Origin of the sequence: Acinetobacter sp. YH12116 (assembly GCF_013418895.1) — a bacterium.
GTDB lineage: Bacteria > Pseudomonadota > Gammaproteobacteria > Pseudomonadales > Moraxellaceae > Acinetobacter > Acinetobacter indicus.
Map to the genome: position 1 here is coordinate 201,390 of NZ_VPBE01000002.1, position 13,559 is coordinate 214,948.

Consider the following 13,559-nt stretch of genomic DNA (forward strand, 5'->3'; position numbering starts at 1 on the left):
AACAGACAATGAACACTGTTTTGAAATGAAAAAAATTAATATTTATTGTTCTATTTTTTAATTGAGGAAACCGACTTCTTCTAAGTAAATCAAGTAATCCAAATTGAACAGGAAGCTCCTTCTAAAGATAATTATTTAGATCATGAATCTGCTGAGAAGCATACGCTCTATAATCAAACCACTATTATGAGCGTATTCGTGATCTTCCAATTGCCTTCAGCTTAACTCAAACCCTTAACCAGAAAGAAACAGCCCACAATCACCAATAACACGGCGAAACATTTTTTCAGGATTTGTGGCGATAATGCATGTGCTGTTTTCGCCCCAAGTTTGGCAGTAAAGAAACTCATAATGCTAATACCAAGAAAAGCATAAATATGAACAAAGCCAATAGTATTGGGCACATTCACCTGCGCATGCATCCCAAAAATCATAAAGCCTAAAGCACCGGCAACTGCAATGGGGAAACCACAGGCTGCAGATGTGCCCACCGCTTGTTGCATGATCACGCCATAACGGTTGAGATACGGTACGGTCAAGCTGCCACCACCAATCCCAAAGATGGCTGAAGCAAAACCAATTCCTGAGCCTGCAGCGATTTGTTGACCGGTTGAGGGTAAGGTTTGCCCCTGCTCTACCGGCTTTTTGCTACCTGTGAACATGGTATACGCTACCCAGATCAGAAAGATTCCTACCACAATCTGCAAATGTAAGCCCGAAATTAAACCGGCAATCCCTGCACCGAAAAAGCATCCAAGAGCCATAGGCGGAGCTAGATGTCTAAAGACTGGCCACAGCACTGCCTCGTTCTTATGGTGCGCCATCAATGAACTGATAGAGGTGACCACAATAGTTGCTAGCGATGTACCTAAAGCCAAATGCATAATCACATCCGGACTATAACCCATCTGCATAAACACGATATATAACAGTGGCACAATGATTGTTCCGCCACCGACCCCAAACAGCCCAGCGGCAAAGCCTGCGCATGCCCCGATAATTAAAAAAATGATAATTTCCACAAAATACTGACTGAATAATTTGAAATTAAAAACAAGGTGCCTTAAGCAAGTTCCAGCTCACCAACCTGATGATAGGCACGATTAAAATACACCAGACCATGTTCTTGCTGACTGTGCTGAATGGCCACCACTCGGCACATAAAAATACTATGCGTACCCACCTGCTGAATCTGCTCAATCTCGCAATCAAAACTGGTCAAGGCATCTGTTAACACCGGTGCGCCGGTTTCCAGTTCGGTCCAGGTTCCATATTGAAAGCGCTCTTCAGACTTCATTTTGGAAGCAAAGACATTGGAGATCTGCTGATGCTGCGCGCCTAGCACATTCACGCTCAAGACTTTATTTTCAATAAAATGGGCGTGTGAACGTGAGGTCTGATTCATGCAAACCAATAAGGTCGGTGGTGTATCGGTTACACTACACACGGCAGATGCGGTAAATCCATGCACACCAGACGCCCCTGCCGTGGTCACCACATTGACCGCGCTGCTGAGCAAAGACATGGCATTTCTAAAGTCTGCTGCTTCAATCATCACCGGATTCCTTCATTTTCTTGGGTTATGCTTGAAATGGTTGTTAAGCGGATGGGCCAGATGTTTTCCATCCATTCCCATCAGCTCTGCCACATGATGTACCTGCGCGTTAAGCACTCAATTCTTGACGCACAATATCGGCGCCAGCGCTTAAAGCACGCAGTTTGCCTTGCGCCACCTGACGTGATAACGGCGTCATACCACAGTTGGTCGATGGATAAAGCTTGTCGGCATCAACAAATTGCAAGGCCTTACGCAAGGTATTGGCCACTTCTTCTGCTGTTTCAATCTGGCTGGTGGCCACATCAATAGCGCCAACCATAACTTTTTTGCCACGGATCAGCTCAATCAGGTCCATCGGTACGCGCGAGTTCTGGCATTCCAGCGATACAATATCAATTTTGGATTGTTGCAATTTCGGGAATACGGCTTCATATTGTCGCCATTCAGAGCCTAAGGTTTTTTTCCAGTCGGTATTGGCTTTAATGCCATAGCCATAACAGATATGCACGGCGGTTTCGCATTTCAGTCCTTCCAGTGCGCGTTCCAGTGTGGCCACGCCCCAGTCATTGACTTCATCAAAGAACACGTTAAAAGCAGGTTCATCAAACTGAATAATATCAACCCCAGCCGCTTCGAGTTCCCTTGCCTCCTGATTCAGGATTTTGGCAAATTCCCAGGCCAGTTTTTCACGGCTTTTGTAATGACCATCGTACAGGGTATCAATCATGGTCATTGGACCCGGCAAAGCCCATTTAATTGGCTGAGTGGTCTGGCTGCGTAAAAACTTGGCATCTTCTACAAACACCGGCTGTTTCCGGGCCACCTCACCGATCACCGAAGGTACGCTGGCATCATAACGGTTACGGATACGCACCGTTTCCCGTTTTTCAAAATCCACACCTTCGAGATGTTCAATAAAGGTGGTGACAAAATGCTGACGGGTTTGTTCACCATCGCTTACAATATCAATTCCGGCCAGTAACTGTTCAAGCAGTGACAGGCTCAAGGCATCCTGTTTGGCTTCACGCAGTGCATCACCTTCAAGTTTCCACGGCGACCAGAGTTTTTCCGGTTCTGCCAGCCAGGAGGGTTTCGGTAAGCTGCCTGCGGTTGAGGTTGGGAGTAAAATGCTCATCTCTAATCTTCTATCTCTATACGTTGAATTAAGCAGCGTTGGTTTCTACGGTGTAGCTGGCAGCCCACTGTTCCAGGATGTGCTGATACGGTTTGATAAAGTGTTCTTCTGTCCATTTGCCCTGTTTTACGGCCAACTGGCTACGCTCGACACGGTCATAGACAATTTGTGTCAATGAATAATCCGGGTACTCCAGGCTAGGTTGATAGACCTGACCTGCAGTCGAGTTGGCATTGTAAATTTCAGGACGATAAATCTTCTGGAAGCTTTCCATGGTGCTAATCGCGCTGATTAATTCAAGATCGGTATAATCTGCCAATAAATCACCGCTAAAATAGAATGCCAAAGGTGCAGCACTATTTTCTGGTTTAAAATAGCGAACGGTTAAACCCATTTTAGCGAAATAATGATCTGTTCTTGAGTATTCATTTTGCTGATATTCAACACCCAGCACCGGATGAACATTGGCGGTACGATAATAGGTTTTGGTGGTCGATACGCTCAGGCAGATCACCGGCTGTTTATTAAAATGTGACTGGAACGCCTCGGAATTCACCACGTACTGATACAGCTTGCCGTGCAAATCACCAAAGTTGTCTGGTATTTCCCCTGCTTTATAGCCTTGGGACAATAAAAGCACGCTAAAATCATAATCACGTACATACGATGAAAAACTGTTTCCGATCATGCCTTCAATACGCTGATTGGTACGATGATCAACAATCGTCGATTTCAGCATTTCAATGGCTGGAAAGGCGTTACCATTGCCTTCGACATCAAGATCTGCAGATACAATATCAATTTCCAGTGAATAACGGTCACCCTTCGGATTATCCCAATGTGCCAAGGCATTAAAACGGTTATTGATCATGCGCAGCGTATTACGCAGGTTCTGTTCACGGCTTTCACCACGCGCCAGATTGGCAAAGTTGGTTGTTAAACGGGTACTGTCCGCTGGTTGATAGTTTTCATCAAAACGAATACGTTGAATTGAACATGCAAACTGTTGACTCATCTGTTCCACCGCTTTAAATATCTAAAAATAAAAATCTGAATGTCTTTCTGGTTTTAGTTATACGTGAACCCTAAGATGAATAAAAATGATTTAATCTAAGTCAATAATGAATAAAATTCATGTTGAGGTTTTAATAGCGTTATTTAAGGAAAGAGAACAGAAAAATAGACTGCCCTATTAGTTGTCACTCGAGTCCTTTTTTTCTAGCAGGAAAAAGTCAAAGCAATGCTAGATTTAAAATCAAAACAAATTTTAAAATTATAATAAAAACAATTATTTATAATTTTTATTGTAGCTAAATATCTTCACATTTTGTTGAAGAAAATGAGCTTCTTGATGGAATAAAAAATTGGCTCGCCTAAATATTTGGATCTGGTCTGTTTAGGTCAAACGGCGCTTATATAAAAATGTCTATAAAAGCATCAACATGAATTTGGCTCAGTTGAAGATGAGGAAAAATCAAGGCGTTAAGCTTGTAAATGATCAGTGATTTATCTTTTATATTGAAAAAATGGATGTGGTGTTCTTCTGTAGCCCCATCTCCTTGAGAGGCGACTTAGCGACTTTCAGCCTCTATAAAAAATGAAAATTTAAACCGGCTCAGCTATACTGTTTAAAATACAAGCAGAATATTGAGATCAGTAAAATAAGGAAATATCCGATGACTTTTCAAAAAATAATCTTGGGGCTAAGTTTAAGTTGTGTACTGGCACTTATGTATGGCTGTGCCAAACCGACTTCTGATCAGGCTGAAACTGAAGTCAGTACTTCTGAAATCACATCAGATGCAAATGAAACTGCCAAAGCCAGCTCAGATTTTAATCTGAATAACATCCCCATTTCGACCGCAGTGCTTGGTGAGTTTCCTTATATTGCATTACCAGAGGGCTATCGCTATCAGAATGATGAAAAACGAAATTTTGAACGTGTGCCGTTTTGGACAGGACATGACTTTCACTGGGTTGAAGGAAAACTGTTTAGTTCGGGTATTACCGCTAAATCAGATTATAAAGAAGGCAGTTATTTAGAAATACAGCGTAATCTTGATGCGGTAATTAAACAGCTTGGTGGTGTAGAAGTTGCCAATAGTCAAATCCCCAAAGAGCTTGCCAACAGTCTGCCTGATGCCATTCGGGTGCAACATGGTTCAGGTTTGGCTGATATTTATAATTACCCTGCGCAAACGTATGTGATTCGACAAGCGGATAAAAATATTTGGTTCCATTTGGCGCAATCTGGTCACTATATGGGTTTAATGGTAGCGGAAAGTCAGCCCTTAAATATCACTGCCAAAGCACTGACGTCGAGTGCACTGAAACAAAGTCTGGATCAGGACAATAAAGTGAGTGTGCAAATTAACTTTGCCACAGATCAAGCCAAGATTTTGCCAGACTCACAAGAACAAATAGATCAGATTATTGCTTTACTGAAAGATAACGCTGATTTAAAGCTTGGCATTTATGGACACACCGACAATACAGGCGATGCAGCGCATAATTTAAAACTGTCTGAACAGCGTGCGCAAGCTGTAGTTGCTGCCCTAACCAAAGCAGGCATTGATGCAAATCGTCTGACAGCCAAAGGTTTTGGGGATACTCAGCCTGTTGCAGATAATACGACTGAAGATGGTAAGGCGAAAAACCGTCGGGTGGAGTTGGTGAAATTATAAAAGTCTAAATACTAAAAAGACCGCAATATAGCGGTCTTTTTTACATCTTTTTATAAATGGTGTCACGGCGGTCAACGTCTAAGACAAGCACCACAATTTTGGCGTCAATGACTTGATAGACCAAGCGATACCCGGTTTCAGCTTATCAAACTTTTAAGTGCGATTTTTGTGAACTCGAACTCTTAAGTCAGCTAAAGTTATCCTGATAGTTTCTTCACTTTTCGCTTTTTCTGCTAGTTGTAATAAATAAACCTCATCCATAACACAATCTTTTAAGATTATTTTTGTATTTTCCAAAATGCGATTTTGACGATCAGGGCTACGACCTTCTAAAAATTCTGGTATTTTTTTTACCATATTTCATAAGCTCCAAATAGGATGTTCTTCCCAATTATCAGGAAAACCCATCGCAACACGCCAATTTTCATCTTTCACAATAGGTTTTAAGAGTTTATTCAATTGATAGCACCACTCTGAATCAAATCCTGTCGGTCTTAGCAAGGTTTTTAAGATTAAGAGTACATAGAAGATACGTTTATTCGTCGGTGTAATCGGTGATTGCCAATTTGGATCTTTGTCGGCTTTAGATTTAATAGCTAATTCTTTATTCCATAACCGTCCATGATGGGCACAAATATTTCTCACATAGGTCAATATATGCAACCATTCAGCTAATTTTTCATGATGCAAAGAAAAATGCTGTGCGATAGCTTTCTTATCTTCTTTATTATTTGCCTTATTATTTATTAAACCACTATATAAAAATGACAATGAACCAAAACTTAAAACTTCTGTCAGCATCCAGATTGGGATTTGAGGAAAACCATCATAATTTTGTTGAAAATGCTGGATGAACGTATCTTTAGAGCGTCCAACTTCTTTGTTGCATGTTTCTAAAAATTTTCTATGGTTAAATTTGGGATAAAAATTTTGTGCATTGTAGATACCAAATGCACCATATTGATGACCGAGATAATACGTTAATTTCGTTCGTAAAAACGTTTCTATAATTTCGATAGCACCGAATATTTGTAATCGTAATTCAGTATCAAATTCATATAATTGCACAATTTTTTCAAACGAAGTGCCCAGCTTGAATCGATCTAAGACATTATTTCCTGACCTTATTCGGTAAGGATACCAATATGCACTTAAGCGATAATAACCATATTTTGCCAATATTCCTTCAGCCCAAGCAACATTATGAATACTCAATCCTTTAGACTGTAGATGATGCACTTGCTCAGCATATGATAAAGGCTTTTTATTATAAGGTTTTAACATAATTCACTAAAATCGAGGCATAAAAAACCGCCAAGGTTGCGCGGACTTCAAAAGAAGAACTAAGCGTGGCGGCTGTATTAAGTACATAATAGCGACAATTGTCATTATTAGCAAGTTATGATCAAAAACTGCCCTTAGCGACAGTCTTTTTTATATCTAATCTCCCCTAACCCCTCTTTATTAAAGAGGTGAGGAACAGCATTCCACAAGGGGAAGATTTTTTACGCCCCAAGCGCTAACCTAAACAACATCTGCCATTGTTCATGAACCTTTTACTTCTCAAAAATCTCTCTTAAATCCTCCATCATCCCTTGGGCGGACTTAAACTCGCCTTGCTGGTTTTTCCACACCATCGACGGAGTGGCAAAGAAACCATATTTAGCCATCAGTTCCTGATTGGCATCTATTTTTGCAGCAATATCAGCAGGGATATTCTTGGTAATTTTTAACTTGTTTTGCCCTTTGTTAGCATTGTAACTGGTAAACACCTGCTGTGGATTTTTAGCCATCAGCATGGTTGCCACTTGCCCGCGACTCTCATCACGAATGACTGCCACCTGAATATGTCTAAGCTGTACCTTCCCCGCCTTCACCCACGGACGTGCCTTTTGCCAGAAGGTATGGCAATACGGACAATTCGGGTCTGAAAATACATATACAATCCGCGGCGCATCTTTTTGTCCGTCCTGAATCCAGGTGGAGTTTTCCAGACTTTTCCAGACATCATCCAGCACGGCGTCTTTGACATGGGTTTCAAGCGCTTTGATGGTCAGGTTCTCACCCTTGGCATTGTGCAAATCGCCAATAATGTAATATTTCTGGTCATTGGAAATAAACACGGTTGCCGGACTTTGCTGCATATGCCCGGCCCATCCGGTCATTTTTTCTGGCGCTTCAATCTGTTTGATAAATTCAAAGCCTTCCTGCTCAATCTGTTTTTTCAGATCAGTCTGGGCAAATGCTGTCGTATTTAACAGCAGCAGGAACAACGCAGCGGGATAAATCATTTTCATGAGAATTTCCTGTTATTTTGAAGATGGAGCAGAAAGATCATTGATATAGCGACGCAGCATCGGCTGGGTCAGTTCGCCCATATGCCGATGCACGAGCTGTCCTTGTGCATTAAAGAACAAGGTGCTTGGCAAGCCATACATATTCATCTGGGTGGCCATGTCACCTTGAGGATCAAACAGGACATGCTGGAAATTAAAACCATGCTGACGCAGATAATCCTGTACGGTGTCAGTCGTTTCGCCCTGATTCAGCATTACAAAATGAATGTCCGGATAATCCTGCTGGGCCTGATGTAAAACCGGCATTTCCCGGTGACACGGCGGACACCAGCTGGCCCACAGGTTGATGACGGTCGGTTTGCCAACCCAGTGCTGTAGCGGCACCTGTTGCTGCTGTAAATTTTGAAATTGCAGATCAGGATACTGATTCTGCTGTGGCAAGACCGTTTGAATACCCCAATTCAGACAAAGCTGGATCGCAACAAATAGCGCGATCAATATCGCTTTAGGCAGATTGGCCAATGCCCGGTTTTTCCATAAAAACCACCCAATGCCGGCAATCAATCCACCATAAAAATGAAAGCCTTTGTCCTGAATCTTGATTATATCCAGTGGTGTCGCCAGATAAAGATCGGCATGCATCAGCACAAAAACCAGTCGTGCGGCAATTAATCCCACCCACAATGATGTCCACAAGCTGTCACTAAAGATGCACCAGCTAGGTTCAGGCCATTGCTGTTTGTGTCTGAAATATCGCCCTGCCCCATACACCAGCACTAATCCGGTGAGCAGCAGCACAATCTGCCACGGCAACATCAGTGGGCCTATATGCAGCGCCGTTGCAGAAACCATCATGGTGTTTTTGCCTGCTGAAGTTGCTGTAAGCGCTGAATAAGTTGGGTCGCGCTAAAGGTACCAGTTAAACGTAAAGTACGCTGTTCCTGCTGCTGACTGTCCAGGAAAATCATGGTCGGTGGACCAAGAATCTGCCAGTCACGCAGTAATTCATCTTGAGATGGATGATACTCGGTTAAATCCAGTTTAATCCGTACCACATCCTGCAAGGCTGCCTGTACATCGGTACGGGGCAGGACTTCATTTTCTACCGGTTGACAGGCCACACACCAGTCGGCATAGACATCAATCACGATACTGCGTCCACTGTTTTGCTGTAGCAGCTGTACCAGTTCCTGCTGGGTATGCACCTTTTGCCAGCTGAGTGTTTGTTGGGCATGGACTGCACCCATCTGCTGAAGGCCATGTTGAATATGCCAAATACTAATAGCGGTCATGGCCAGCGCCAGTACAATAACGCCAACACGCGAGATTTTGCCTTGCAGATGTCTGCGGATTAAATCGAAGCAGTAAATCGCCAGTGCCAGGAAAATAATGCCCATCAACAGGAAATAGGCCACAGTCGGCAGCAATGGGCGGGCGAAATAAACCGCCAGCGCCAGCATTAAAAAGCCGAAACTGAATTTCAACCGGTCCATCCACATACCCGGTTTCGGTAAATATTTGGCGCCAAATACAGCGGCAATAAATAAAGGAATCCCGAGGCCCAGACCCAGTACAAACAGATAGGTCGCGCCGAGTACCGGCTGATCCAACTGCGATACGAACAGCAAAGCACCAGCCAAAGGCGCGCTCATACACGGACCTACAATCAGCGCGGAAATCATCCCCATTAACGCAGCACCGACCAGCGTACCGCCCTGCTGTTTTTGCTGCCATCGGTCCAGTCGTTGTAATAAACCTTGTGGTAAGGACAGCTGATACACCCCAAACAGGTTCAAGGCAAACAAGATAAATAGCACCGCAAAAATGCCAATAAAGATCGGGCTTTGGAACCAGCGCTGGAAACTATAGCCCAGTTGTGCAACCGCCAGTCCCATCACCGCATACACTGCGGCCATACCCAGTACAAAAGCCAGCGCAATCAACGCAGCACGATAACCGCGATGACGTTGTACCAGAATACCGGATAGAATTGGAATCAGTGGCAAAGAACAAGGTAAAAAGGCCAGTAAAATACCAAAACCTAAAAAAATCAGCAGATTAAAAAATAAATGATGTTCCGAGAGTAAATTGAAAAAATACTGGTCATTGTTCCATTCAGATTGTAATGACGCGGCTGCTGTCGTTTGTGTTTCGCCTGCGATTTCACTGGCCGGCACCGGATTGGACGCTACGACTGAAATTTCTGAAGCCGCGACAGCATCAGTGATTTTTGTCAGCTCTGTATTCTCTACTGCGGCAATCGCTTCATCTTCAATTACATTTGCTTCTACTACAGCTGGTGCAGTTATCAGCGCTGTTTTTTCAGGCTTACTTGGTGCCGCTTCAATTTTAGCCGGTGCATCCAGCGCGACCGGTTTGGCGGCACTTAATAAACGCCGTTCGCTTGAAGGCGCATCTGACTGGGGCAACAAGCCTTGCGCATCGGTCTGAATGGTGGCGCGTTGCACCGGATAACATAAACCGCTTTCGGCACAGCCCTGCCACTGAATTTTAAATTGCTGGTTTGGCGCGACCGTAATGGTGGTCTTGACCTGATGATAATGCACCTTGGTCTGGCCAAAGGTCGGATCGTTCTTATCTTCCGGGACTGGCAGCTGTAATTTTAGCGCACCGGCATCGCTACGCACCTGCAGCTGATCATGATATAAATAATAATCCTCGGCGATGGTCCAGCGCAGTTCCGCCTGATCATCACTAATAGAACGCGCCTGAAACTGAAACGCCTGATCGGGTGGCAAGAACTCCTGCGCCTGTGACCAGACTGGCCAGAATGCACAAAGAACCACAAGCAAAGCACTTACACGCGTAATCATGACGTCCATTTTTCTGTAGAAAACCCGATTCATTATTAAAAAGATTAAATTAAGAGAACATTAACATAGCTCATTATTTATAAAATAGGATTTCAGGTGGAGAGTAACTATGTTTGTGGTTCTGGTCGAAGATGATCCTTATATTGCCCAAAGTATCTGTTCAGCGCTGGACTATTTAAATATTTCAGTCGAGCATGTGGCTACTGCACGCGCTGCTGATTATTTTATCCGGCAAAGTGCGGTCGATTTGTGCCTGCTGGATTTGGGCCTGCCCGATCAGGACGGTCTGGAACTGCTGCAGCAGTGGCGCCAGGATGAAATTCATCTGCCGGTACTGGTTTTAACCGCCCGGCATCAAACCCGGCAATGTGTAGAAGCCTTAAATCTGGGGGCCGATGACTACCTGACCAAACCCTTTGAACTGGATGAGCTGATTGCCCGTATACATGCGCTGGCACGGCGTAATCGTGGTTTTTCTTCCAACCTGTTGCAACTGGGTGATTTGCTGTTAAACCGCGATACCCAGGAAGTGACGTTCCAGCAGCAGCCGGTGACTCTGTCACGGCGTGAATACAGCCTGCTGGAAACCCTGATGAGCCATCCCAACCAGATTTTAAAAAATGAACAGCTGCTCGATAAACTGTATGGCTATCAGGACAGTATCGAGAGCAACGCGCTGAATGTGCATATTTATCATTTACGCCAGAAACTAGAGCCGCAGCTGATTCAGACCATTCGTGGTGTGGGCTATATGTTTAAAGTGCCGGAAACCGAGAGCTGAATATGCAGAACTACAGTTTAAAATGGCGGCTGGTTAGCATGTTTATGGTGGTGTTTCTTAGCCTGTGGAGTCTGGTGTTTTGCTGGCTGTATTATGATTTGCAGCAGCGGCTGCAAGATACGCTGGATCAGCGCCTGTTTGCCTCTGCACAAATGGTGGCGCGGCTGATTCAGCATTTGCCGCTCCAGGAAATTAATCCTGACTCCTTAAAACAGGTGGCCGAACAGTATCATGCGCAAAACCTGATTGCCTGTGAGGTGTCGGTGTTTAGCTCGGATATTACCTTGGGGCCGTATGTGGTGGCTCGCACCCGCGGTGCGCCGGCGCAGCTAACCGGACAGCAACCGGGCTTTAGTACCTGGCAGGAAAATGGTGTGGAATGGCGCAGTTATGTGCTGCGTAAAGGTGATATTCAGGTGGTGGCCGCAGAACGGCTGGTGCTTAGAGCCTCTTTATTGCAACAGATTCTGCAATCGGTGCTGATTCCGCTGGTGTTATCGCTATTGATCTGTATGGCGCTGGTGATTCATATTCTGCGTAAAGAATTCCGCCCTTTAGATGATATGGCCCAGCAACTGGCAGATAAACAGCATTCGCTGTCAGATGCGGCGCATTATCTGCAACATCTGGATGCGCGCAAAATTCCCAAAGAAGTCCAGCCCTTTGTCGATAATTCCAATCAGCTGATTCAGAATCTGCACCATAGTCTGGAAAATGAAAAACTGTTTACCGCCTATGCCGCGCATGAACTGCGTAGCCCTTTAACCGCAATTAAAACTCATGTACAACTCAGCCGGATGATGGTTGAACAGAATCCGGCGCAGGCCAGCAAGCTGATTGAAAACCTGAAACAGGCCGAAAACAGTATCTGGCGCTATCAGCAGTTGCTGGAACAGTTGTTATTACTCAGCCAGACCGATCATGACGCTGCGCAAGCCGCCCCAAATTCGGAAACCACCGAAGTCGCACCAGTTTTGAGGCAAGTGATGGAAGAATTAAGTCCGGTTTATCCACATTTAAACACTATCTTGCAGGTCGATTGGGAAAGTCTGCAGACCCTGCAATTGCCACCGCTGAGCTTGCAGACGATTCTGAAAAATCTGCTGGAAAATGCCCTGCTACATGCCCAAGGCTTAAGCCGAATTGCAATTACCATGCATAATCAGCAACTGCTGGTACAAGATGATGGTCAGGGGCTGACTGCCGCTGAACTGACCCAGATGACCCGGCGCTTCTGGCGTAAATCTGCCCAGCAACAGGGTCATGGTTTAGGGCTGGCTTTGGTGAAAGCGCTGCTCCAGCATCATCACTACCAGATGGATTTAAGCCTGAACCTTCCTCAGGGTTTAAGCATTCGCATTCGGCCGGAGCAGCCCTCGTCTACGCCCAATTAAAGGGTTGATGCTTGGGGACTAGATTAGAAGCTATATCTTAAGCCCCAAACCGCCTGATTTTTCTGTTTGATTTTACTGCGGTCATAGCCACCCAGAATGAAGTCGGAAAAGACATTCACATTCGGCGCAACTGCATAATCCAGCCCGACCGAGGCAAAACGAAAAGCAGTATCGGTCTGGGTATCTAAAAATTCCTGACCTTCATATTTGCCGGAGTCATTAAAATAAGAACCGGCAACGGCCAGATTTCCAGTTAATTTATCACTGAGCTGATGGGCATAATTCAGGCTGACATAGGTATCGCCCTGATTCATATACACCACATCATATAAATAGGTCGACACGCCGAAGGTTAGTGTAGCTTGCTCATTCAGGTTTTTACTGACACGCAGGCCCAGTTCATTGGACGTGGTGTTTTCTCCACCCGGATAATAATAGGTCGCATTCCACAGATCCCAGGTCAGGCCTTTAAAATCTGACACATGCCCGACAATAAAATCATGTTCCATTTTATCGGTGCTGTATTGCCGGCCTTGCTGTAAATCGCGGTATGAATAACCCAGTGTACTGCCCCAATAAGCAGCATAAAAATTTCTATAACCCAGGGTTAAAGAGGCCTGCAAAGCCAGGTCTTCATTTTCTGGTGCATTGGTCAGACCGCGCGACACATATTTAGATACTGCGGTCAGCTGACCAGACACATCAATAGAGGAAGAGGATGCTTCATTGGCCCAGCTGGACATGCTGATACATGACAGACACCCGGCGGCGACCACCGTTCTTGTAAATGGAATCATTGTTTTAAAATTTAACCTGATTAAATGTAAAAAATCCCAGCCAACCATCGGACCGTGAGCTGTGCGGATGGTTGGGTAT

Annotated in this window: 13 protein-coding genes; 3 read left to right on the forward strand and 10 right to left on the reverse strand. The window is 44.6% G+C overall.

Features of this window, described 5'->3' with window-relative positions:
• Positions 1-221 precede the first annotated feature (221 nt).
• The 4 genes from FTU54_RS02345 to FTU54_RS02360 all read right to left on the reverse strand — a co-directional run bounded on the left by FTU54_RS02345 (position 222) and on the right by FTU54_RS02360 (position 3,708).
• Complete coding sequence (locus tag FTU54_RS02345; protein WP_075168281.1) at positions 222-1,022, reverse strand: sulfite exporter TauE/SafE family protein; 801 nt, start codon at positions 1,020-1,022, stop codon at positions 222-224.
• A gap of 41 nt (positions 1,023-1,063) precedes the next feature.
• Entirely contained in the window at positions 1,064-1,555 is a 492-nt protein-coding gene (locus FTU54_RS02350; RefSeq protein WP_104473242.1) for a flavin reductase, read from the reverse strand.
• Between the two features lie 109 nt (positions 1,556-1,664).
• On the reverse strand, positions 1,665-2,693 hold the full coding sequence (locus FTU54_RS02355) for a methionine synthase (protein ID WP_104473241.1): 1,029 nt from the start codon (positions 2,691-2,693) through the stop codon (positions 1,665-1,667).
• A 28-nt stretch (positions 2,694-2,721) separates the two neighbouring features.
• Positions 2,722-3,708 carry a DUF1852 domain-containing protein gene (locus FTU54_RS02360; RefSeq protein ID WP_104473240.1) on the reverse strand — a complete coding sequence of 329 codons (987 nt, stop codon included), beginning with the start codon at positions 3,706-3,708 and terminating at the stop codon, positions 2,722-2,724.
• A gap of 661 nt (positions 3,709-4,369) precedes the next feature.
• Between FTU54_RS02360 and FTU54_RS02365 the strand changes: the two genes are divergently transcribed.
• Positions 4,370-5,377 carry an OmpA family protein gene (locus FTU54_RS02365; protein ID WP_104470225.1) on the forward strand — a complete coding sequence of 336 codons (1,008 nt, stop codon included), beginning with the start codon at positions 4,370-4,372 and terminating at the stop codon, positions 5,375-5,377.
• Between the two features lie 153 nt (positions 5,378-5,530).
• Here FTU54_RS02365 and FTU54_RS02370 read toward each other — a convergent pair whose 3' ends face one another.
• From FTU54_RS02370 to dsbD, 5 genes are all read right to left on the reverse strand, one after another.
• Complete coding sequence (locus tag FTU54_RS02370; RefSeq protein ID WP_127801575.1) at positions 5,531-5,734, reverse strand: hypothetical protein; 204 nt, start codon at positions 5,732-5,734, stop codon at positions 5,531-5,533.
• Positions 5,735-5,737: 3 nt separating this feature from the next.
• On the reverse strand, positions 5,738-6,661 hold the full coding sequence (locus FTU54_RS02375; RefSeq protein WP_180074365.1) for an Abi family protein: 924 nt from the start codon (positions 6,659-6,661) through the stop codon (positions 5,738-5,740).
• 272 nt (positions 6,662-6,933) lie between these two features.
• Complete coding sequence (dsbG, locus tag FTU54_RS02380; protein ID WP_180074367.1) at positions 6,934-7,674, reverse strand: thiol:disulfide interchange protein DsbG; 741 nt, start codon at positions 7,672-7,674, stop codon at positions 6,934-6,936.
• A gap of 12 nt (positions 7,675-7,686) precedes the next feature.
• Entirely contained in the window at positions 7,687-8,529 is an 843-nt protein-coding gene (locus tag FTU54_RS02385) for a TlpA disulfide reductase family protein (RefSeq protein WP_180074369.1), read from the reverse strand.
• Entirely contained in the window at positions 8,526-10,508 is a 1,983-nt protein-coding gene (gene dsbD / locus FTU54_RS02390; RefSeq protein WP_180074371.1) for a protein-disulfide reductase DsbD, read from the reverse strand. The genes FTU54_RS02385 and dsbD overlap by 4 nt, the downstream gene beginning before the upstream one ends.
• Positions 10,509-10,617: 109 nt before the next feature.
• On the opposite strand from dsbD, the gene FTU54_RS02395 reads away from it, so the two are divergent.
• Together FTU54_RS02395 and FTU54_RS02400 are read left to right on the forward strand one after the other, a co-directional pair.
• Positions 10,618-11,289 (forward strand): response regulator transcription factor, encoded by a 672-nt coding sequence (locus FTU54_RS02395; RefSeq protein ID WP_104470221.1) that lies wholly within the window; start codon positions 10,618-10,620, stop codon positions 11,287-11,289.
• Positions 11,290-11,291: 2 nt separating this feature from the next.
• Positions 11,292-12,683: an ATP-binding protein gene (locus FTU54_RS02400; protein ID WP_180074372.1), complete on the forward strand. Its 1,392-nt coding sequence runs from the start codon at positions 11,292-11,294 to the stop codon at positions 12,681-12,683.
• 23 nt (positions 12,684-12,706) lie between these two features.
• On the opposite strand, the gene FTU54_RS02405 is transcribed toward FTU54_RS02400, so the two are convergent.
• Positions 12,707-13,480 (reverse strand): hypothetical protein, encoded by a 774-nt coding sequence (locus FTU54_RS02405; protein ID WP_180074375.1) that lies wholly within the window; start codon positions 13,478-13,480, stop codon positions 12,707-12,709.
• Between the last annotated feature and the right edge of the window lie 79 nt (positions 13,481-13,559).

Bases quoted from the DNA above. Each gene is read 5' to 3' on its own strand.
- FTU54_RS02350 (WP_104473242.1), bottom strand. From the start codon at position 1,555: ATGATTGAAGCAGCAGACTTTAGAAATGCCATGTCTTTGCTCAGCAGC.
- FTU54_RS02355 (WP_104473241.1), bottom strand. From the start codon at position 2,693: ATGAGCATTTTACTCCCAACCTCAACCGCAGGCAGCTTACCGAAACCC.
- FTU54_RS02360 (WP_104473240.1), bottom strand. From the start codon at position 3,708: ATGAGTCAACAGTTTGCATGTTCAATTCAACGTATTCGTTTTGATGAA.
- FTU54_RS02365 (WP_104470225.1), top strand. From the start codon at position 4,370: ATGACTTTTCAAAAAATAATCTTGGGGCTAAGTTTAAGTTGTGTACTG.
- FTU54_RS02370 (WP_127801575.1), bottom strand. From the start codon at position 5,734: ATGGTAAAAAAAATACCAGAATTTTTAGAAGGTCGTAGCCCTGATCGT.
- FTU54_RS02375 (WP_180074365.1), bottom strand. From the start codon at position 6,661: ATGTTAAAACCTTATAATAAAAAGCCTTTATCATATGCTGAGCAAGTG.
- dsbG (WP_180074367.1), bottom strand. From the start codon at position 7,674: ATGAAAATGATTTATCCCGCTGCGTTGTTCCTGCTGCTGTTAAATACG.
- FTU54_RS02385 (WP_180074369.1), bottom strand. From the start codon at position 8,529: ATGATGGTTTCTGCAACGGCGCTGCATATAGGCCCACTGATGTTGCCG.
- dsbD (WP_180074371.1), bottom strand. From the start codon at position 10,508: ATGATTACGCGTGTAAGTGCTTTGCTTGTGGTTCTTTGTGCATTCTGG.
- FTU54_RS02395 (WP_104470221.1), top strand. From the start codon at position 10,618: ATGTTTGTGGTTCTGGTCGAAGATGATCCTTATATTGCCCAAAGTATC.
- FTU54_RS02400 (WP_180074372.1), top strand. From the start codon at position 11,292: ATGCAGAACTACAGTTTAAAATGGCGGCTGGTTAGCATGTTTATGGTG.
- FTU54_RS02405 (WP_180074375.1), bottom strand. From the start codon at position 13,480: ATGATTCCATTTACAAGAACGGTGGTCGCCGCCGGGTGTCTGTCATGT.